Genomic DNA, 21,143 nt, shown 5'->3' on the forward strand with positions numbered 1-21,143 from the left:
ATGAGATGGAATCGCATCACGACGGCCACCGCCGTCAGTGCGGCCGTCGCCCTCAGCCTGGTGGCTTGTGGGGGACCCAAGGCCAAGCCGGGCGGCTCCGCCTCCGAGGGCGGCGGAGCGACGCCGGAGTACAACGCGGCTGTCGGCAAGGTGTTCAACCCGAGCGACAAGAAGGGTGGCACGCTGCGGATGGCGATCACCCAGCTCTGGGACTCCACCGACCCGGGTGACACCTACTACGGCCTGTCCTGGAACCTGGTCCGCAACTACGTCCGCCCGCTGATGACGTTCGCGGCGAAGCCGGGCGCCGAGGGTGCGAAGCCGGTACCGGACCTGGCCGAGGCCCCTGGGGTGCCGAGCGACGGCGCCAAGACCTGGACCTACAAGATCCGCAAGGGCATCAAGTTCGAGGACGGTACGCCGGTCACCTCGAAGGACGTCAAGTACGCCGTCGCCCGGTCGCTGGACAAGGTCACGCTGCCGAACGGCCCGACGTACTTCAACGACTTCCTGCTGGACATCCCCAAGGGCTACAGCGTCTACAAGGACCCGACGCTGGCCGGGGTCGCGAAGGCCATCGAGACGCCGGACGACTACACGATCGTCTTCCACCTGAACAAGCCGTTCGCCTCCTTCGACTACTTCGCGCAGCTGCCGTCGACGGCTCCGGTGCCGCAGAAGAAGGACACCGGCGCGAAGTACAAGGAACACCCGATCGCGACCGGTCCGTACAAGTTCGAGAGCTACAACGCGAACAGCGGTCTGAGCCTGGTCCGCAACGACCAGTACGACCCGGCGACCGACCCGGACTCGGGCCGCAAGGCACTGCCGGACAAGATCACCGTGGCGTTCAACGTCGAGGGCACCGACATCGACAACCGGTTGCTGGCCGGTGACCTGGACGTCGACATCGCCGGTACCGGTGTGCAGCCGGAGACCCAGGCGAAGATCCTCGCCGACCCGAAGCTGAAGGCGCACGCGGACAACGTGCCGGCGCCGCGGCTGAACTTCACCGTGCTGAACAGCCAGGTCGCGCCGCTGGACAACGTCCACTGCCGCAAGGCCGTCCTGTACGCCGCCGACCACGAGGGCTACCAGCGCGCGTACGGCGGTCCGATCGGAGGCGACATCGCCACCAACCTGATGCCGCCGTCGGTGTCCGGCTCGGAGCAGTTCGACGACTACGGCTTCAAGACCGACAAGAACGGCAACGTCGACAAGGCCAAGCAGGAACTGCAGCAGTGCGGTCAGCCGAACGGCTTCGCGATGAACATCGCCTACCGGGCCGACCGGGCCAAGGAGAAGGCCGTCGCCGAGACGCTGCAGCAGTCGCTGAAGCGGGTCGGGATCAACCTGACCACCAAGCCGTACCCGACCGGTGACTACACCAAGCTGTACGCCGGCAAGCCGGCCTTCGCGAAGGCGAACAAGCTCGGCCTGATCGTCTACAGCTGGGGCGCGGACTGGAACGACGGCTTCGGCTTCCTGAGCCAGATCGTCGACAGCCGGGTGATCCGGGACGCCGGTGGTAACACCAACCTCGGCATCCGCATCCCCGAGGTCGACACGATGATTGACCAGGCACTGAAGACGACCGACGAGACCGCCCGGAACAAGATCTGGGTGGACATCGACAAGAAGGTCATGGAGCAGGCGGCGGCGCTGCCGGGTATCTGGGCCAAGGGCCTGCTGTACCGTCCGGACACGCTGGCCAACGTCTTCACCAACGACGGTCAGAACATGTACGACTACGCGGCGATCGGGCTCGCGCAGAAGTAGTTGCTCTGACCAACCATCATTTCGCCAGCAGAGGTAGGTGAAGGCTGACGGTGGCCGGTGATCGTCGATGATCCCCGGCCACCACGCCGCGCACGGTGCTCGCATATCTGATCCGCCGCTTGATCGGGGCAGTGGTCCTGCTCTTCATCGTCACGGCAGTCACGTTCTCGATCTTCTTCCTGGTCCCGCGACTCGGCGGTGCCACCGCGGACGACCTGGCCTCGCGGTACGTCGGCCGGAGCGTCGGCGCGGAGCAGATCCACGAGACGGCGGTACGGCTCGGCTTCACCGATCCGCTCTACGTCCAGTACGGCCGGTTCGTCAAAGGACTGATCGTCGGTACCGAGTACAACTACGGCGCCGGCGTCGAGCACTGCCCGGCGCCCTGCTTCGGCTACTCGTACCTGACCCAGACCCCGGTCTGGCCGGACCTGGTCGCGCGAATACCGGTCACCGCCTCGCTGGCGGGTGGTGCGGCCTTCATCTGGCTGGTTACGGGTGTCGGCACCGGCATCATCTCGGCACTCAAACGCGGGTCGGTGCTCGACCGGTCACTGATGTCGGTGGCGCTGGCCGGCGTCTCGCTGCCGATCTTCTTCACCGGCCTGTTGTCGCTGTCGATCTTCAGTTACGGCCTCGGCTGGACGGTGCAGGGCGGTACCAACCCGCTCGACGAGACGAACCCGTTGTGGTGGGCGTACGACCTGATACTCCCGTGGGTGACACTCGCGTTCCTGTACGCCGCGGCGTACGCGCGACTCACCCGGGCCGGCATGCTCGAGACGATGAACGAGGACTTCGTCCGGACCGCCAGAGCCAAGGGCCTGACCGAGCGGGACGTGGTCATCAAGCACGGACTGAGATCCGCGCTGACGCCGATCCTGACGATCTTCGGCCTCGACCTCGGGCTGCTGATGGGCGGCGCGATCCTCACCGAGACCACGTTCTCGCTGCCGGGCATCGGCCAGTACGCCGTCATCGCGCTGCAGGCGAACGACCTGCCGAAGGTGCTCGGCGTGACGCTGGTCGCCGCGTTCTTCATCGTGCTGGCCAACCTGATCGTTGACCTGTTGTACGCCGTCGTCGACCCGAGGGTGCGGATCTCGTGACCGAGCCGATCGAAGAAGTAGAGGCCCCGAAGCAGCGCGTCGAGCGCGGCGAGGCGTTCCTCGACGTCCGCGACCTCAAGGTGCACTTCCCGACCGACGACGGTCTGGTGAAGTCCGTCGACGGGATCTCGTTCAAGCTCGAGCGCGGCAAGACGCTCGGCATCGTCGGCGAGTCCGGCTCCGGGAAGAGCGTCACCAGCCTGTCGATCATGGGCCTGCACAAGCCCGGCGTCGCGAACATCAGCGGCGAGATCTTCCTCGACGGCCAGGACCTGGTGTCCTCGTCGCGCGAGGAGGTCCGGCTGCTGCGCGGCAAGCGGATGGCGATGATCTTCCAGGACCCGCTGTCGGCGATGCACCCGTTCTACACGGTCGGCCACCAGATCATCGAGGCCTACCGGGTGCACAACGAGGTCAGCAAGCAGGTCGCGAAGAAGCACGCGATCGAGATGCTCGACCGGGTCGGCATCCCGCAGCCCGACCGCCGGGTGGACGCGTACCCGCACCAGTTCTCCGGCGGCATGCGGCAGCGCGCGATGATCGCGATGGCGCTGTCGTGCGACCCGGACCTGCTGATCGCGGACGAGCCGACCACGGCGCTGGACGTCACCGTGCAGGCGCAGATCCTGGACCTGATCCGGGACCTGCAACGCGAGTTCAACTCCGCGGTCATCATCATCACCCACGACCTCGGCGTGGTCGCGGAGCTCGCCGACGACATCCAGGTGATGTACGCCGGCCGCGCGATCGAGTACGGCACTGCCGAGGACATCTTCGACCGGCCGCAGCACCCGTACACCTGGGGTCTGCTCGGCTCGATGCCGCGGATCGACCGGGAACGGACCGAGCGGCTGGTCCCGATCAAGGGCACGCCGCCGAGCCTGATCAACGTGCCGAAGGGCTGCGCGTTCAACCCGCGCTGCAACTACGCCCACCTGAACGACGGCCTCAGCCAGACCGAGCGGCCGGAGCTGCTGGACATCGGCGACGGCCACATGGTCGCCTGCCACCTGTCCCCGCAGAACCGCCGCGAGGCGTGGGAGACCGACATCAAGCCGAAGCTCTGAACGGGACGACTGTGACCACTACTGACGCCGAATCCACTCCCGCCCCCGCTGAACCGGGCGAGGAGCTGCTGTCGGTCGACGGCCTCGTCAAGCACTTCCCGATCCGCAAGGGACTGCTGCAGCGCCAGGTCGGCGCCGTGCAGGCGGTCGACGGCCTGTCGTTCAGCGTGAAGCAGGGCGAGACGCTGTCGCTGGTCGGCGAGTCGGGCTGCGGCAAGACCACGACCGGCCGGCTGCTCACCCGGCTCGAGGTGCCGACGGCCGGCAAGATCGTCTTCGAGGGCCGCGACATCAGCCGGCTCGGCGAAGGCCGGATGCGCCCGCTGCGCCGCGACGTGCAGATGATCTTCCAGGACCCGTACGGCTCGCTGAACCCGCGGCACACGGTCGGCAAGATCGTCGGCGCGCCGTTCAAGCTGCAGAACGTGAAGACCGAGCACGGCGTGAAGCGCGCCGTGCAGGAACTCCTCGAACTGGTCGGCCTGTCGCCGGAGCACTACAACCGCTACCCGCACGAGTTCTCCGGCGGCCAGCGCCAGCGGATCGGCATCGCCCGTACCCTGGCGCTCCGTCCGAAGCTGATCGTCGCGGACGAGCCGGTCTCGGCGCTGGACGTCTCGATCCAGGCCCAGGTCGTGAACCTGCTCGAGGACCTGCAGGACGAGTTCGACCTGACGTACGTGATGATCGCCCACGACCTGTCCGTCGTACGGCACGTCTCCGACCGGGTCGCGGTCATGTACCTCGGCAAGATCGTCGAACTGGCCGACCGCGTCAGCCTGTACGAACGCCCGATGCACCCGTACACGGTCGCGCTGCTGTCCGCCGTCCCGGTCCCCGACACCAAGCGCAAGGGCAAACAGGAACGCATCCGCCTCCAGGGCGACGTTCCTTCGCCGATCAACCCGCCGCCGGCCTGCCGCTTCCACACCCGCTGCTGGAAGGCCCAGGAAATCTGCAAGACCAAGGAACCACCCCTGGTCGAACTCGCCCCGGGCCACCAAACCGCCTGCCACTTCCCGGAGAACGTGGAAACCCCGGCCGCCAAGACCGATCAGTAGAGGTCGGTGATCGGGTTCCCGGTCGGCAGCGCGAACGACGCCGACCGGGCCGGAACCTTGCTGAAGCTGAGCTTGGTGAAGCCGGGGACGGCCACTTTCGTGCTGCCGGTCCGGGCGTCGACGACCAGGAGGTCGAGGTCGCCGGTCCGACGTTCGGCGGCGATCGTGCAGGTGGCGTCGTCGAGCCACTGGCCGAAGAACTTGCTCCGGTACGTCGGTGGCAGCGCGATGTGGGTGCCTGTGGTCGCGTTGAAGACCTTGAGGTCCTGGACGACCGGCCGGGCGTCGTAGGGCTGGGTGACGAGGTACGCCGCGGTGGGGGAGAGGAACGCCTGCTCGCCGGTGAACTTCGCGGGAGCGGTCGGCGTGATGGCCGGCCCGATCGCCAGGGTGACGACCGCGAACTTGGTGTACGGCTGCTGGAAGACGAGCTGACCGTCCGCGACGGTGCGGACAATCTCCGGGCCGACCTTGGCCAGACGCTCGCTCTGGTTGGTGGTGAGGTCCCAGCGGTACAGGCCGTCCAGGGTCCCGAAGTACGCGTGGTCGCCGTCGAGTGCGACGACCCGGGGGCTGACGGCGAGGCTCACGTTGGGCGGGATCTTGTTGCCGATCGCGGTCCGCACGACCTCGCGACGGGCGGCGACGTCGTACACGACCGACTCGTCGTGGTCGTTGAACTCCTCCACCCACGCGGCGAGGTTGCCGCCGCTGATCAGGCGCCACGCGCTCTTGCCGAGCGGGCGTACGCCGGAGTGGTCGACGACGTGGATGGCGTTTTCCGCGTTCAGGAAGACGAAACCGGCGTCGGTCTGGACGAAGGTGGTCACCCGGTGCGGGGCCACTGAGATGATCTCGTCCCCGTAGTGGATCTCGTTGCCGACGGCATACGTCGGGCGCCGCTCGGTGAAGGGTGGCGGGACCAGGTGCTTGCGGGAGGCGGCGACCGCGAGGCTGCCGCCGGCCACCGCCACGGCGCCGCCGCCGAGGAGGGGCAGGGCGCGGCGGCGGGAGAGCCGGCGGTTGCCGGTGGCGATGATTGCGTCGAGGTCGAGAGGCGGTGGCTCGACGGTGTCGGCGCGTTCGGTGAGTGTGTCCTTGAGCAGGTCGGTCATCCGCCCATCCCCACCTTCTGTACGACGTCGGCGCCCAGCCTGGCGCGGAGCTTCTTCAAGGCGTCGGAGACCTGGCTCTTCACGGTCCCGACGCTGCACCCGAGGACGTCGGCGGTCTGTACCTCGGTCAGGTCCTCGTAGTACCGCAGGACGAGTGCCGCCCGTTGCCGTGGTGGCAACTGTTGGAGTTCGTGCCACAGCCAGATCCGGGCGGTCGAGTCGTCGGGGTGCGCGGCGCGGTCCGGTACGTCGCCGTTCGGGCGCTCGGCGTGCCAGGACTTGCGGCGCCACCAGGCGATCAGCGTGTTGGTGATCGTGCGCCGGGTGTACGCCTCGGCGTTGCGCGGGTCGCGCAGCCGGTGCCAGTTGACGTACGCCTTGACCAGCGCCTCCTGGACGAGGTCCTCGGCGAGGCCGCGGTCGCCGGCGAGCAGGTACGCGTACCGGAACAGCGCCGCATGCCGTCCGGTCGCGAACTCGGCGAACGCCGTCGAGTCGGCCATCTGGTCCCCCTTGCCTGTGTCTACCCTCCCTGATGCGAGGACGTCGGCAAAGGGTTGGGTGTGGCGGCGAGGAGGACGCTGGCGATCAGGGCGTGGCCGGCGGCGTTCGGGTGGTCGCCGTCGGCGGCGAGCAGGGACGTGATGTTCGCGCTGTCCTTGAACGGCGTGTAGATGTCGACGTACGTCGCGTCGTCTGCCGCGGCCGCTGCCTCGATGGCGCCGTTCGTGCGGAGGGTGAGCTGGTCGCTGGCTTCCCGGCCGCTGGCGGGGTACTGGCGGGCCGCGACGTCGCCGTCCTCGAAGACGTTCCAGTAGCCGGTCATCAGGATCGTGGTCGGCTTGTTGTCGCGGAGCGCGTGGATCCGGGTCAGGATCTTGCCCAGGTTCACGGTGAGCTGCTCGAACTCGTCGGACACGCAGTCGCCGGTGCACTGGCCGCTGGTGACGTCGTCGTGGTGGTCGCCGAAGTCGTTCGCGCCGATCGTCAGCAGGACGACGTTCGCGGCCGCGGTGTCGACCTCGGTGGGCGAGTTGGCCTGGTTCAGGGTCTGCAGCAGCCCGGACGAGTCCAGCCCGCCGACGCCCAGGTTCGTGACCGAGACGGAGGTCCCGTCGCGGTCCGCGAGCTGATCGCCGTACATCTGCGGGAACGCCGAGCAGTTGCAGTTGGAGCCGGACGTAACCGAGTCACCGAGAGCGACGACGTGGACCTTGGCCGGCGGCGGCGGACTGAAGACCTCACTCATCGTGTCGGCGCCGCTGATCACGGTGACGACGATGAGTACGAGCAGGCCGACGGAGAGCCGTCGAATTGTCTGGATCACGCGGGTTTCTTGTGCCTCGCTTCGATACGTCCGGGGAGGGCGAGCTGACTCGTCGCCGGATGGTGCTGCCCCGGAAGGGCCAACTGGTTCGCGAGCCAAGGATAGGCCGACGCGAAGGCGGGCGCTGCGAACTGCCACACATGCGTGCCGGGGGAGATCTGCACCCGGGACCAGATCCCGACCTTGGCGGCGGCCTTGGACAGTTCCTCGGCCTCGTGCTGGTGGCGGCGCTCCTTGGTGCTCGTCAGGAACAGTCCGTTCACGCCCTCGTACTTACCGTGCGCCTTCATCACGAGGAGCGCCTCGTTCTGGTGCTCGAGCGCCACGTTGCCGCCGTACAGGTCGTGCAGGCTGGCGGCCGGGGTGCTCGTGTACGGCGCGAGGTCGCCGGAGATGTCGATGAAGTGCCGGAACACGTCCGGGTGCTCGACGACCAGGTCGAGCGCGCAGGTGCCGCCCATCGAGAACCCGCCGACCGCCCACTGCTCCGGGTTGGTGGAGGCGCCGAAGGTCTTCTCGACGTACTTCGGGATGTCCTGGGAGAGATGGTCGGCCGAGTTCCCGCGCGGGCCGTTCACGCACTCGGTGTCGTTGGTGAACCGTGCGGTCGCGTCGGCGAACACCAGGATCGGCGCGTACCCGTGGTTGTCCCGCGCGTACTGGTCGGACACCTGGACGGCGTTGCCGAGCCGGACCCAGTCGCCGGGGCCGCCGCGCTCACCGCCGATCAGCTCGACCACCGGGAGCGGGTGCCGGTGCGCGGTCCGGACGAACCAGATCGGCGGCAGGTAGACCAGTTCCGGCCGGTGCTTGAAGTGGCTGTACGTCGCCGGGATCACGACCTGGACGAGCTTGCCGAAGCCCGGGGGCTTGACCGCGTTGGCCTCGTGCCGGAGCCGCGCGATCGACACCTGCCCCGCCAACGGGGTGTTGGTCCAGTCGCTGACGGCGGAGTCGATGGTCGGGTAGTACCCGACGAACTGGTTCACGCCGTTCGCGCACACCAGCGCGGCGAGCGCCGCGGCCACGACCGCCATACCCCGGCGCCACCACCGCGCGGTCCGCCATCCGGCGGCCAGCACGAGCAGCGCGGCGACCGAGGCGCCCAGCCAGAACCAGACGGAGAACGGCAGCGGATCGGTCACCCCGACCGCGTTCGCGCCGGGCTTCCACGCCAAGACGGTCAGCAGCACCGTGACGGCCGCGATCAGCGGGACCATCCGAAAGTGCCACTTGTAGTCGCGCCAGCCGATGGCCGCGATCAGCGCGCCGGCGGCGAGCACGTCGAGCATCGCCGGAAACCAGCCCCCCAGCAGCGATACGTTCATCCAAACCCTCCGAAGTCGAGTAGACCCAACCCCCAGACGCCGCACTACGACGGATGGTTGGCATGCCATTCCCGGACCGACTCAGCGTCCCCTCAGTTTCGTGCTTCTGAGTGATCAGGCTGTTACCGAGTGTCGTAGCTCAGGACAAAGCGCCCTCCGTTCGACAATGTCGAACGGAGGGCGTTGTTCCGCGCGTCGTTCGCTCTTACATTCCAGCCAGCCGTGGTCGTCACGGCTGAGTCGGTAAGGGAAGGGAGGTTCGGTATGGCTACGACCGAGACGGTCAAGGCGAAGACCCTTCTGGGGGAGTGTTCCGCCGAGTTCCTGGGCACGTTCATCCTGATCCTGTTCGGCGTCGGCGTGGTGGCGCAGGTGGTCGCCGGCGGGATTGGCAACCACGACTCGATCGCCTGGGCGTGGGGTCTCGGCGTCACACTCGGCGTGTACGTCGCGGGCCGGATGACCGGTGCGCACCTGAACCCGGCGGTCACGATCGCGCTGGCCGCGTTCCGCGGATTCAGCTGGAAGAAGGTGGCGCCGTACGCGGCGGCGCAGTTCTTCGGGGCGTTCCTGGCGGCGCTGGTGGTCCGGTGGAACTACACCGAGGCACTGAACAAGTTCGACCCGGGACACACGAAGAAGAGCCAGATCGTGTTCTCGACCCTGCCCGGCAACGGCGCCGACATCGGCGTCCACCTCTGGGGCGGCTTCCGCGACCAGATCATCGGTACCGCGATCCTGATGCTGCTGATCCTGGCCATCACCGATCTCCGGAACACCGCTCCGGCAGCGAACCTGGCCCCGTTCATCATCGGCCTGGTCGTGGTCGGCATCGGCATGGCGTGGGGGACGAACGCCGGCTACGCGATCAACCCGGCCCGTGACTTCGGCCCCCGGCTGGCCTCCTTCATCACCGGGTACGGCGGGGCGTTCAAGGACCAGTTCGGCGAGGTCTATTTCTGGGTACCGATCGTGGCGCCGATTCTCGGCGCGTTGCTCGGTGCCCTGATCTACGACCAGCTGGTCGGCCGCTTCCTCCCGATCGCCGACGAGGACGAGGAGCCGGGGCGCATTCCCGAGGAGGACACGACCGCATGACGCATCCCTTGTGTGAGGAGAGGACTTTCCATGGCTGACTTCGTCGGTGCCGTCGACCAGGGCACCACGAGCACCCGCTTCATGATCTTCGACCACTCCGGCAACGAGGTGGGCAAGCACCAGCTCGAGCACGAGCAGATCCTGCCGCAGGCCGGCTGGGTCGAGCACAACCCGGTGGAGATCTGGGAGCGCACCAGCGCGGTGATCCGGACCGCGATGAACGCGCAGGGCCTGCAGGCGAGCGACCTGGCCGCGCTCGGCATCACCAACCAGCGCGAGACCGCGGTCGTGTGGAACCGCAAGACCGGCCGCCCGTACTACAACGCGATCGTCTGGCAGGACACCCGGACCGACCGGATCGCCTCGGCGCTGGAACGTGAGGGCAAGGGCGACGTGATCCGGCAGAAGGCCGGCCTGCCGCCGGCGACGTACTTCTCGGCCGGCAAGGTCCAGTGGATCCTCGAGAACGTCGACGGCGTGCGGGCGGCGGCCGAGGCCGGGGACGCCGTCTTCGGCAACACCGACACGTGGCTGCTGTGGAACCTGACCGGCGGTACCGAGGGCGGCGTACACATCACCGACGTCACCAACGCCAGCCGGACCATGCTGATGAACCTCGAGACGCTCGACTGGGACGACGAGCTGATCAGCTTCTTCAACATCCCGCGGTCGATGCTCCCGGAGATCCGGCCGTCGTCGGACCCGAACAAGTACGGCGAGACGCTGGCGAACGGCCCGGTCGGCGGCGTCATCCCGCTCACCGGTGACCTCGGCGACCAGCAGGCGGCAACAGTCGGGCAGGTGTGCTTCAACCCTGGTGAAGCGAAGAACACCTACGGCACCGGCAACTTCATGCTGCTGAACACCGGCACCGAGCTGGTCCGCTCGAAGGCCGGTCTGCTCAGCACGATGTGCTACAAGTTCGGCGACGAGGCACCGGTGTACGCGCTGGAGGGCTCGATCGCGGTCACCGGGTCGGCCGTGCAGTGGCTGCGCGACCAGCTCGGCATCATCTCCGGTGCGGCCGAGATCGAGACCCTGGCCAAGCAGGTGAACGACAACGGCGGCGTGTACTTCGTGCCCGCGTTCTCCGGCCTGTTCGCGCCGTACTGGCGGTCCGACGCCCGCGGGGCGATCGTCGGGCTGTCCCGGTTCAACACCAACGCGCACCTGGCGCGCGCGACACTGGAAGCGATCTGCTACCAGAGCAAGGACGTCGCGGACGCGATGGAGAAGGACTCCGGCGTGCAGCTCGACGTCCTGAAGGTGGACGGCGGCGTGACCGCGAACGAGCTGGCCATGCAGATGCAGGCCGACGTGCTCGGCGTTCCGGTGAGCAAGCCGGTCGTCGCCGAGACCACCGCGCTCGGGGCGGCGTACGCGGCCGGGCTCGCCGTGGGCTTCTGGAAGACCAAGGACGAGCTCGTGCAGAACTGGAACGAGGACAAGCGGTGGGAGCCGCAGTGGACCGACGAACAGCGCACTCAGGGGTACGCCGGCTGGCAGAAGGCCGTCCAGCGAACGCTTGACTGGGTCGACGTCGACTGATCAGGAAGGAACGACAACAGTGGCTGTAGTGGCTCTGTCACCGCAAGCAAGGGCCGACGCGATCGACGCGCTGGCGGACGGACGCGAACTGGACGTCCTGGTAATCGGTGGCGGGGTGGTCGGCACCGGGTCGGCACTCGATGCCGCCACCCGCGGCCTGACCACCGGACTGCTGGAGGCCCGCGACTTCGCGAGCGGCACCTCCAGCCGGTCCAGCAAGCTGATCCACGGCGGCCTGCGCTACCTGGAGATGCTGGACTTCCGGCTCGTGCACGAGGCGCTGCAGGAACGCGGTCTGCTCCTGCAGCGCCTGGCGCCGCACCTGGTGAAGCCGGTGCCGTTCCTGTACCCGCTCCAGCACCGCTGGTGGGAGCGGTTCTACGCCGGCGCCGGCGTCGCGCTGTACGACGGGATGGCGGTCAGCTCCGGCCTCGGCGCCGGGCTGCCGCTGCACCGGCACCTGACCCGGCGCGGGGCGATGCGGCTGGTCCCGTCGCTGAAGAAGTCCGCCCTGGTCGGCGCGCTGCAGTACTACGACGCGCAGGTCGACGACGCGCGGCACACGATGGAGCTCGCCCGGACCGCGGCGTCGTACGGCGCCCTGGTCGCGAACCGGGTGAAGGTCACCGGATTCCTGCGCCAGGGCGAGCGGGTCACCGGCGTCCAGGCGAAGGACCTGGAGAGCGGGCGCGAGTTCGAGGTCCGGGCGAAGCAGGTCGTGAACGCGACCGGCGTGTGGACCGACGACACCCAGGCGATGGTGGGAGAGCGCGGGCAGTACCACGTGCGCGCCTCGAAGGGCATCCACCTGGTCGTACCGAAGGACCGGATCCAGTCCAGCACCGGGATGATCCTGCGCACCGAGAAGTCGGTGCTCTTCATCATCCCGTGGGGCCGGCACTGGCTGATCGGCACCACCGACACCGACTGGCACCTGGACAAGGCGCATCCGGCCGCGACCAGCAAGGACATCGAGTACCTGCTCGACCACGTGAACGCCGTACTGACGACGCCGCTCACCCGGGAGGACGTCGAGGGCGTGTACGCCGGTCTCCGCCCGCTGCTGGCGGGGGAGTCGGAGAGTACGTCGCAGCTGTCCCGCGAGCACGTCGTCGCGCACACCGCCCCCGGTCTCGTGGTGGTTGCCGGTGGCAAGTACACGACGTACCGGGTGATGGCCAAGGACGCGATCGACGCGGTCGCGGACGCGCTCGACGGACGGGTTCCGCGGAGCGTCACGAAGAACATCCCGCTGGTCGGCGCCGACGGGTACCAGGCGCTCTGGAACCAGCGGCAGCTGATCGCGCAGCGCTCCGGGCTGCACGTGGCGCGGATCGAGCACCTGCTGAACCGGTACGGCGCGCTGATCGACGAAGTACTCGCACTGGTCGCCGAGGACCCGTCGCTCGGCGAGCAACTCCCCGGCACGCAGGACTACCTGAAGGCCGAGATCGTGTACGGCGCCAAGGCCGAAGGCGCCCGGCACCTCGACGACATCCTGGCCCGCCGGACCCGGATCTCGATCGAGGCCTGGGACCGCGGCGTCGGCGCCGCCGAAGCCGCCGCCCGCCTGATCGCCCCGATCCTCGGCTGGAACGAGGCGACCATCGAGCGCGAGGTCTCGTTCTACGTCAAACGAGTCCAGTCCGAACGCGACTCCCAGGACCAGCCGGACGACGAGTCCGCCGACAAGGTCCGCCTGGAAGCCCCGGACATCGTCTCGCCCGCCTGAGACCCGGAGGGGTTAGGGAGGGCCTTCACCGGCCCTCCCTACAATTCGTGGTCCTCGGGGCGGATCCAGTTGAAGGTGCGTTGGACGGCGGCCTGCCAGTTCGCGTACTCCGTCGCGCGCCGGGCCGGGTCCATGTGGGGCATCCACTGGCCGGCCCGGTGCCAGTTGCTGCGGAGGCCTTCGAGGTCGGGCCAGTACCCGACTGCCAGGCCGGCGGCGTACGCGGCGCCCAGCGAGACGGTTTCGGTCACCATCGGCCGGACCACGCGGACGTCGAGCAGGTCGGCGAGGAACTGCATCAGCAGGTTGTTCGCCGTCATCCCGCCGTCGACCTTGAGGGCGGTGAGCGCGATCCCGGAGTCGGCGTTCATCGCGTCGACCACCTCGAGCGTCTGGAAACCGGTCGCCTCGAGGACCGCGCGGGCGAGATGGCCCTTGGTGATGTAGCCGGTCAGCCCGGCGATCACGCCGCGGGCCTCGCTGCGCCAGTGCGGCGCGAACAGGCCCGAGAAGGCCGGCACGATGTACGCGCCGCCGTTGTCGTCGACGGTCCGCGCCAGCGTCTCGATCTCGGCCGCGGTGTGGATCATCCCGAGCCCGTCGCGGAACCACTGCACGAGCGACCCGGTGACCGCCATCGAGCCTTCGAGCGCGTACGACGCGGCGTGGTCGCCGATCTGGTACGCGACCGTCGTCAGCATCCCGTGCTTCGACCGGACGATCTCCTGCCCGGTGTTCATCAACAGGAACGACCCGGTGCCGTAGGTGCACTTCGCCTCGCCCGCGCTGAAACACGTCTGCCCGAACAGCGCCGCCTGCTGGTCCCCGAGCGCCGCCCCGATCCGGACCCCCGGCAGTACCTCGGTCGCGGTCGCGAACACCCCCGACGACGGGCGGATCTCCGGCAGGATCGCCCGCGGTACGTCGAACGCCGCGAGCAGTTCGTCGTCCCAATCAAGCGTTTCGATGTTCATCAGCATGGTCCGGCTGGCGTTCGTGACATCGGTGACATGCAGGCCGCGCGTGAAGTTCCAGATCAGCCAGGTCTCCATCGTGCCGAACAGGATCTCGCCGCGCTCGGCCCGCTGCCGGAGCCCCGGCGTGTGGTCGAGCATCCACCGGATCCGCGGCGCCGAGAAGTACGTCGTCAACGGCAGCCCGCAACGATCCGCGAACCGGTCCGGTCCGGCGTCGCCCGCCAGTTCGGTGACCAGCCGGTCCGTCCGGGTGTCCTGCCAGACCACCGCGTGCCCGATCGGCTCCCCGGTGACGCGGTCCCAGAGCAGGCTCGTCTCCCGCTGATTGGTGATGCCGATGGCAACGACCTGCGACGGGTCCGCCCCGATCTGCCGGATCGCGGCCGGTACCACCCGGCTCACGTTCCGCCAGATCTCCTCCGCGTCGTGCTCCACCCACCCCGGCCGCGGAAACAACTGCCGATGCTCCCGCTGCGCCACCGACACCAACCGCCCGCGCCGGTCGAACAGGATGCACCGACTCGAGTTCGTCCCCTGATCCACCGCCGCCACATACTGCTCAGCCATCCCCGAACCCCCCACTCACCCAACCAACCGCCCCCACCGCCGTGCCGAACGCGAGGGGATATCCGCCAGTGTTGGGGGTTATCTGCTCGCATACCAGCAGATAACCCCCAACGCCAGGGGATATCCCCTCGCGCCGGAAGTGGGCGGCGGGACGGGTCATGCGTCGTCCCGGAGGTCGCGGGCGATGGCTTCGGCGGTGGCGCGGACCATGGTGATCAGGTCGTCGCGGTGCCGCAGCCGGCTGTCGCAGATCCGCTCGATCCGCCCGGTCAGCCCGACCGCGCCGACCACCAGCCCGCCGAGGCCGCGGATCGGCGCCGCGATACTCGCCGACTCGACGGTGTGCTCCTCGAACTCCGTCGCCCACCCTCGCGCCCGTACGCCGGCCAGTTCCTCGCCCAGCCGCGCCGGATCGGTGATCGTCCGCGTCGTGTACGCCTCCAGCACCCGCGGCCGCGCGGCCCCGCTCGTGTCGTACGCGAGCACCGCCTTCCCCAGCGCGGTCGCATGCGGCGGCAACGTCGTACCCACATCCAGATCCTGATCGCTGTCGTCCGGCCGGAACACATGGTGTACGACGACGACCTGCCCCTCGACCAGCCGCCCGACCCGCACCACCTCGCCACTGCGTGACGCGAGCGAATCCGCCCAGTTGATCGCCCGGCTGCGCAACTCGTTCGGATCCAGGTAACTCTCACCGAGCCGCCCGAACGCGTCGCTCAGGTGGTAATGCGCCCCACTCCGGTCCTGCTCCACGAACCCGACCTGGTGCAACGTCCGCAGAATCCCGTGCACGGTCGGCTTCGCCAGCCCGAGCGCGTTCGCCAGATCGGCCACCCCCAGCCCGTCAGGCGCGGCGGCGAGCAGTCGGAGCACCGCCGCGGCCCGCTCGATCGACTGCACGGTCCCCGGCACACCGGCAGGCTACCCGTGAATCACCCGCCTGGCTCCACCTCACTCGGCCGCGATCGCCCGCAACACATCCAACCGAGCCGCCCGCCGCGCCGGCCACACCGATGCCAGCACCCCGAACCCCACTGCCACCACGACCGCAGCGACCAACTGCAGCACCGGAATGTCCCGGACCGCCAGACCGTCGTCCACCAGCGTCGACTGGATCGAGGCCGCGATCGCGACGCCGATCAGCAGCCCCAGCAACGAGCCGAGCAACGTGATCGCGATCGACTCGACCCGGAGCATCCGGCCGAGCTGCCGGCGATCGGTGCCGATGGCCCGCAGCAGGCCGATCTCCCGGGTCCGCTCGACCACGCCGAGGGCGAGCGTGTTCACGATGCCGAGCAGCGAGATCAGGATCGCCATCGCGAGCAGGAACCCAACGCCGGCCAGTACGCCGTTCACCGGTTGCCGGGCGGCCGCGGCGTACGCCTGCTGGTCGCGGACCTGCAGCGTCGGGTAGTCCTTCTGCAGCGCGCCGACGATCCCGCCCCGGACGTCGGCCACCTGGTTGCCCTGGGCAACATCGACGTACAGCAGGTTGTCGGTACCCGCGCCGCCGATCTTCTGGTACGCCGGGAGCGACAGCACGACGGCGTTCAGCAACCGGTTCGGGGCGAGGACGGCGCCGACCGTCAGCCGGTGCGTACCGGTCGAGGTCTTGAGGTCGAAGGTCTTGCCGACGGACAGCTGCAACGTCTTCGCGAGGTTCCGGGGGAGGACCGCCTGCCCGGCACCGAGCGCCGCCGCGGTTCCCGAGTCGAACTTGGTGCTGATCGGCCCGCCGAGGGTGCCGTCGCTGACACCGCTGACCTGGACGTTCGTGGTGCCGACCTGCGCCTGCTGCTGCCGGACCCGGTGTACCGCCTCGACGCCGGGCACCTTGGCGGTCCGGTCGCCCACCTCGGGGCTGAACGCAGGCGTGTTGTCGCTGGTGACCACGATGTCGGACGTACCGAGCGCCTCGGTGATGCTCTGGTTGATCGACGCCTTCGCGGAGGCGGCGATCACCAGCAGGCCGGCGATCAGTGACACCGAGATCATCAGCGCGGAGGCGGTGGCCGACGTACGGCGGGGGTTCCGTTCGGCGTTCCGGCGGCCGAGGGTGACGGCCGCCGTCCGGCCGAACGGGTACATCAGCGCGCGGACGATGTACCGGCTGATCAGTGGGCTGAGCATCACGACGGCCAGTACGGCGATCCCGCCGGCCAGTACGACGAGCACCGTGCCAGGCAGTCCGCCGAGGCTCATCGCGACGGCGTACAGCAGCACCGCCATCAGGAACATGAAGGCGCCGATCGCGACCCGTTTCAGCAGCGATCGCTCCGGTACGCCGACGTCGTCGCGCATCGCGGCGACCGGCGGCAGCTTCCCGGCCCGGCGGGCGGCGGGTGCCGCGGCGGCGACCGTGACGCCGATGCCGAGCACGTAGCAGGTGATGATCGTGGCCGCGCTCACCTGCAGTGTTGCGGACGGGATCCGCAGCTCGAGGAGCTGGTACGCGTACCGGATCGCGACCGCGACGCCGATGCCGATCAGCAACCCGGCTGTCGCGCCGGTGAAGCCGATCACCGCGCTCTCGGTCACGATCGTGCTGGTCACCTGTCCGCGGGACGCCCCGATCGCGCGCAGCATCGCCAGCTCCCGGGACCGCTGCGCGACCACCATCGCGAACGTGTTGACGATCAGGAAGGTCCCGACGAACAGCGCCAGCCCGGCGAACAACGCCAGTACCGTGCTGAACCCGCCGAAGGTGTTGTCGAGGTCGTGCTGCCCCTCGGCGGTCACCTGCTGCGCGGTCCGTACCTTGACGGAACTGCCGACCGTCTTCGCGATCGCCTGTTGTACGGCGTCCGCGTCCGCGCCGGGCTTGAGTGAGACGGTGATCGACGTCCAGCCGGGCTGCCCGAGCAGCAGGAGCTGGGCACTCGCGCCGTCGAAGCTGACCAACGGTGCGCCGGCCGCCACGCCTGCGGAGACCGGAGTGGTGAGCGCGGTCAATGTCGCGGTGAGCGATCGCGCCGGCGTGACGACGCGCACCTGGTCGCCGACGTGGTACCCGGCGCGGGACGCCGTCGACTCGTCGAGGGCCAGCTCGCCGTTGCCTGCCGGGGGAGTACCGCTGATCTGCTTGAACGGCGCGCTGCTCGGATCGCGTGGCCAGGAGGCGCCGAAGCTGGTCAGGCCGTAGTTCTCGATCAGCTTGCCGTCCGGGCCGAGGATCTGCACGTCGCTGACCAGCAGCTGCGGTACGGCGTCGGCGACGCCCGGCACGGTCCTGATCTGGTCGGCGACCGACGACTGGAACGTCGGCGGCCGGTCGGTACCGGTGGTGATCGGAGCGGACGGGGTGACGGTGATGTCGGCGGTGCTGACCTCGAAGTTTTTCTTGAGGGCGGTGGAGAGGGTGTCGGTGAAGACCATGGCGCCGGCGGCGAAGGCTACGCCGAGGGTTACGGCGATGGTGCAGAGGGCGAAGCGGAGGCGGTGGGCGAGGACCGAGCGGAGGCCTAGTTTGAACATCAGCCGGCCAGCTCGCCGGCTGGGTCGAGTTGCTTCATGCGGTCCAGGACGGATTCGGCGGTCGGGTCGAGCAGTTCGGACTGCAGGGTGCCGTCGGCGAGGAACAGGACGCGGTCGGCGTACGACGCGGCCGTCGGGTCGTGGGTGACCATCACGACGGTCTGCTGGAAGTCGCGGACGGAGCGGTGCAGGAAGGCGAGGACGTCGCCGGAGGAGCGGGAGTCGAGGTTTCCGGTGGGTTCGTCGGCGAACACGACGTCGGGGCGGGAGATCAGCGCGCGGGCGCAGGCGACGCGTTGCTGCTGGCCGCCGGAGAGTTCGGACGGGCGGTGGCCGAGGCGGTCGGCGAGGCCGATCGTGTCGACGACGGTGGCCAGCCAGTCCGGGTCGGGTTTGCGGCCGGCCAGGTCGAGGGGGAGCGTGATGTTCTCCAGCGCGGACAGCGTCGGGACCAGGTTGAACGCCTGGAAGACGAACCCGATCCGGTCCCGGCGCAGGTGCGTGAGCTGCTTCTCGGGGAGCGTGGTCAGGTCGACGTCGCCGAGCAGCACCTTGCCGTCGGACGGCTGGTCGAGGCCGGCGAGGCAGTGCAGGAGGGTGGATTTCCCGGAGCCCGACGGCCCCATGATCGCGGTGAACCGGCCTTTGCCGAAGTCCGCGCTCACCCCGGCCAGTGCGTCCACCTGCGTCGAACCGCCGCCGTACCGCTTCCAGACCTCGACCGCCCGGACTGCCAGCTCATCCACCCTCATGCGACGAACCGTACCGACCGAGGGTTCCTCGTCCGTGGTCAGCCGTCCACGGTGATCAGATCGATGCCGGCCGACTCGGCGGCGACTTCCTCGACGGAGCGGGTGGGGAGTGGGGGTGGGGTGCCGCCCCAGGCGGGGCAGATGGGTTTGTGGTCGCACCAGTCGCAGAGCGGGCCGGGGGACGGGCGCCAGTCGCCGGAGTCGAGGGCGCGGGTGATCGCGACCCAGAGCGCGGACACCTTCCGCTCGCAGGCGCGCAGGTCGGCCTCGTCGGGGACATACCGGACGATCTCGCCGTTGCCGAGGTACACCAGTTGCAGCATCGCCGGGACGACGCCGCGCAGTTTCCACAGCACCAGCGCGTAGAACTTCATCTGGAACAGCGCCTTCGCCTCGAAGAACTCCGACGGCGAGCGGCCGGTCTTGTAGTCGACCACCCGGATCTCGCCGGTCGGCGCGACGTCCAGGCGGTCGACGTACCCGCGGAGCACCAGGCCGGACTCCAGCGCGGTCTCGACGTACAGCTCGCGCTCGGCGGGCTCCAACGCGTTCGGGTCCTCGAGGGTGAAGTACTTGCCGAGGAGCTGGTGCGCCTCGGCGAGCCACTTGGCCAGCTCCTCGCCGCCGGCGTCCTCCGCGAACAGCTCGCCGACCTCCGGCTCGGCCTCGAGCAGCCGCTGCCACTGCGGCTCCAGCATCTCGGCGGCCTGCTCCAGCGTCCGCTGCCCACGCGGCAGGTCGAACAACCGCTCCAGCACCGCATGCACGACCGTCCCGCGGACGGCGGCCGGAGACGGCTTCTCCGGCAGCCGGTCGACGACCCGGAACCGGTACTTGAGCGGGCAACTCATGAAGTCCGCGGCCCGGGACGGCGACAGGGCACCCCGCGGATGCGGATCGACTTCAGCTGCTGCAACGCTCATGCCCAAACCCTAGGCACAACCACCGACACTTCGCGTGCACCCCACCCCGGCCTGTGGAAAACCAGGCCTGTAGCACGCAGTTACCGTCGGCCAAGTAGCGTTACCTCGATGGCTGACTCGCGCGACCCCGACAACCCCGCCCAGCCGGCCGGCCCACCGCCGCCGGGAACGTGGGTGCTCGGCCGTGTCCGCGGGATCCGGCTGACCATGCGGTTCACCTGGCTGCCGGTGGCGATGCTGCTCGCGCTGGGCTTCGCGACCATCATCGGCCAGCAGTTCCCGTCGCTCGGCGGCTGGCGGTACGTCGCGGCCTTCGCGTTCGTCGTCGCGTTCACGTTCTCGATCCTGGTGCACGAGCTCGCGCACGCGCTGATGGCGATGCGGTTCGGGATCGGGGTCACCGAGATCAACCTCGGCTTCTTCGCGGCCGGTACCCACATCGAGGGCGAGCGGAAGTCGCCGCTGGAGGAGTTCGCGGTCTCGGTCGTCGGCCCGATCGCGTCGCTGCTGGTCGGCGGCCTGGCGTACTTCGCGTCCCGCGCGTTCGACGAGGGCGTCGGGTACGTCGCGCTCTGGGAGCTCGGCATCGCGAACCTGATCGTCGGCGTCACGAACCTGCTCCCCGGGCTGCCGCTGGACGGCGGCTGGGTGCTGCGCGCGATCGTCTGGAAGATCACCGGCAACATGCACACCGGTACGGTCGCGGCCGCCTGGGCCGGTCGCGGGCTCGCGATCCTGGTGCTGGCCGGCCCGGTGATCGCGGAGGAGCTCTGGGGCTGGCAGCCGTCGATCATCGACTTCGTGATCGCGCTGCTGATCGGGTTCTTCCTCTGGTCCGGGTCCACCGCGTCGCTGATGCAGGCCCGGCTGCGGCGCAAACTGCCCGCCCTCCAGGTCCGGACCCTGGCCCGCCGCGCGATCGCGGTCCATTCCGGTACGCCGCTGTCCGAGGCCGTCCGGATGGCCGGGCAGTCCCAGGCCGGCGCGGTCGTGGTGATCGACGGCGACGGCAAGCCGCATGCGCTGGTGTCGGAGTCCGCGGTCGCCGCGGTGGCCCCGAACCAGCGCCCGTGGACCACGGTCAGCGAGGTTTCCACCCGGATCGGCGCGGGCCACATCATCGGTGTGAACGACACCGGCGAGGAGATCCTCGCCACACTGCGCGAGCACCCCGCCTCGGAGTACCTGGTCCTGGACGCCGCCGGCGGCGTGTACGGCGTCCTCGCGACCGCCGATGTCGAGCGGGCGTTCCGGGCCCGCTGATTACGGAGTTCCGGTGACCG

General features: G+C 69.1%; 17 protein-coding genes. 8 read left to right on the forward strand and 9 right to left on the reverse strand.

Annotated features, from left to right (window positions below):
* The 4 genes from ACXJJ3_RS00005 (at position 1) to ACXJJ3_RS00020 (ending at position 5,016) form a co-directional block, all read left to right on the forward strand.
* Positions 1-1,779 (forward strand): ABC transporter substrate-binding protein, encoded by a 1,779-nt coding sequence (locus ACXJJ3_RS00005; RefSeq protein WP_458167676.1) that lies wholly within the window; start codon positions 1-3, stop codon positions 1,777-1,779.
* Positions 1,780-1,874: 95 nt separating this feature from the next.
* Positions 1,875-2,888: an ABC transporter permease gene (locus tag ACXJJ3_RS00010; protein ID WP_458167677.1), complete on the forward strand. Its 1,014-nt coding sequence runs from the start codon at positions 1,875-1,877 to the stop codon at positions 2,886-2,888.
* Complete coding sequence (locus ACXJJ3_RS00015; RefSeq protein WP_458167679.1) at positions 2,885-3,955, forward strand: ABC transporter ATP-binding protein; 1,071 nt, start codon at positions 2,885-2,887, stop codon at positions 3,953-3,955. Before ACXJJ3_RS00010 ends, ACXJJ3_RS00015 begins: the two co-directional genes overlap by 4 nt.
* Before the next feature lie 11 nt (positions 3,956-3,966).
* On the forward strand, positions 3,967-5,016 hold the full coding sequence (locus tag ACXJJ3_RS00020; RefSeq protein WP_458167680.1) for an ABC transporter ATP-binding protein: 1,050 nt from the start codon (positions 3,967-3,969) through the stop codon (positions 5,014-5,016).
* Here ACXJJ3_RS00020 and ACXJJ3_RS00025 read toward each other — a convergent pair.
* The 4 genes from ACXJJ3_RS00025 to ACXJJ3_RS00040 are packed head-to-tail and all read right to left on the reverse strand — an operon-like array spanning position 5,010 to position 8,786.
* On the reverse strand, positions 5,010-6,131 hold the full coding sequence (locus ACXJJ3_RS00025; protein WP_458167681.1) for a hypothetical protein: 1,122 nt from the start codon (positions 6,129-6,131) through the stop codon (positions 5,010-5,012). The two genes, ACXJJ3_RS00020 and ACXJJ3_RS00025, sit on opposite strands and share 7 nt — an antisense overlap.
* Positions 6,128-6,634 (reverse strand): SigE family RNA polymerase sigma factor, encoded by a 507-nt coding sequence (locus tag ACXJJ3_RS00030; protein WP_458167682.1) that lies wholly within the window; start codon positions 6,632-6,634, stop codon positions 6,128-6,130. The genes ACXJJ3_RS00025 and ACXJJ3_RS00030 overlap by 4 nt, the downstream gene beginning before the upstream one ends.
* 20 nt (positions 6,635-6,654) lie before the next feature.
* Positions 6,655-7,458, reverse strand: a complete 804-nt coding sequence (locus ACXJJ3_RS00035) for an SGNH/GDSL hydrolase family protein (protein ID WP_458167683.1) — start codon at positions 7,456-7,458, stop codon at positions 6,655-6,657.
* Positions 7,455-8,786 (reverse strand): alpha/beta hydrolase, encoded by a 1,332-nt coding sequence (locus ACXJJ3_RS00040; protein ID WP_458167684.1) that lies wholly within the window; start codon positions 8,784-8,786, stop codon positions 7,455-7,457. The genes ACXJJ3_RS00035 and ACXJJ3_RS00040 overlap by 4 nt, the downstream gene beginning before the upstream one ends.
* Positions 8,787-9,050: 264 nt before the next feature.
* Here ACXJJ3_RS00040 and ACXJJ3_RS00045 point away from each other — a divergent pair, with 264 nt between their 5' ends.
* The 3 genes from ACXJJ3_RS00045 to ACXJJ3_RS00055 are packed head-to-tail and all read left to right on the forward strand — an operon-like array spanning position 9,051 to position 13,164.
* Positions 9,051-9,884: an MIP/aquaporin family protein gene (locus ACXJJ3_RS00045; protein WP_458167686.1), complete on the forward strand. Its 834-nt coding sequence runs from the start codon at positions 9,051-9,053 to the stop codon at positions 9,882-9,884.
* Between the two features lie 30 nt (positions 9,885-9,914).
* Positions 9,915-11,432 (forward strand): glycerol kinase GlpK, encoded by a 1,518-nt coding sequence (gene glpK, locus ACXJJ3_RS00050; RefSeq protein WP_458167687.1) that lies wholly within the window; start codon positions 9,915-9,917, stop codon positions 11,430-11,432.
* Positions 11,433-11,451: 19 nt separating this feature from the next.
* Positions 11,452-13,164 carry a glycerol-3-phosphate dehydrogenase/oxidase gene (locus ACXJJ3_RS00055; RefSeq protein WP_458167689.1) on the forward strand — a complete coding sequence of 571 codons (1,713 nt, stop codon included), beginning with the start codon at positions 11,452-11,454 and terminating at the stop codon, positions 13,162-13,164.
* Positions 13,165-13,202: 38 nt separating this feature from the next.
* Here the strand turns inward: ACXJJ3_RS00055 and glpK (ACXJJ3_RS00060) are convergent, their stop codons facing one another.
* The 5 genes from glpK (ACXJJ3_RS00060) to ACXJJ3_RS00080 form a co-directional block, all read right to left on the reverse strand.
* Entirely contained in the window at positions 13,203-14,708 is a 1,506-nt protein-coding gene (glpK, locus tag ACXJJ3_RS00060; RefSeq protein WP_458167690.1) for a glycerol kinase GlpK, read from the reverse strand.
* A 156-nt stretch (positions 14,709-14,864) separates the two neighbouring features.
* Positions 14,865-15,623 carry an IclR family transcriptional regulator gene (locus ACXJJ3_RS00065; RefSeq protein ID WP_458167691.1) on the reverse strand — a complete coding sequence of 253 codons (759 nt, stop codon included), beginning with the start codon at positions 15,621-15,623 and terminating at the stop codon, positions 14,865-14,867.
* Positions 15,624-15,662: 39 nt separating this feature from the next.
* Positions 15,663-18,185, reverse strand: a complete 2,523-nt coding sequence (locus ACXJJ3_RS00070) for an ABC transporter permease (RefSeq protein ID WP_458167693.1) — start codon at positions 18,183-18,185, stop codon at positions 15,663-15,665.
* A complete protein-coding gene (locus ACXJJ3_RS00075; RefSeq protein ID WP_458167694.1) occupies positions 18,185-18,937 on the reverse strand; it encodes an ABC transporter ATP-binding protein in 753 nt (250 codons plus the stop codon). The genes ACXJJ3_RS00070 and ACXJJ3_RS00075 overlap by 1 nt, the downstream gene beginning before the upstream one ends.
* 38 nt (positions 18,938-18,975) lie before the next feature.
* On the reverse strand, positions 18,976-19,860 hold the full coding sequence (locus ACXJJ3_RS00080; protein WP_458167695.1) for a RecB family exonuclease: 885 nt from the start codon (positions 19,858-19,860) through the stop codon (positions 18,976-18,978).
* Positions 19,861-19,968: 108 nt separating this feature from the next.
* Here ACXJJ3_RS00080 and ACXJJ3_RS00085 point away from each other — a divergent pair, with 108 nt between their 5' ends.
* On the forward strand, positions 19,969-21,123 hold the full coding sequence (locus ACXJJ3_RS00085; RefSeq protein WP_458167696.1) for a M50 family metallopeptidase: 1,155 nt from the start codon (positions 19,969-19,971) through the stop codon (positions 21,121-21,123).
* Positions 21,124-21,143 lie beyond the last annotated feature (20 nt).

The sequence above is a fragment of the Kribbella sp. WER1 genome (assembly GCF_054189145.1).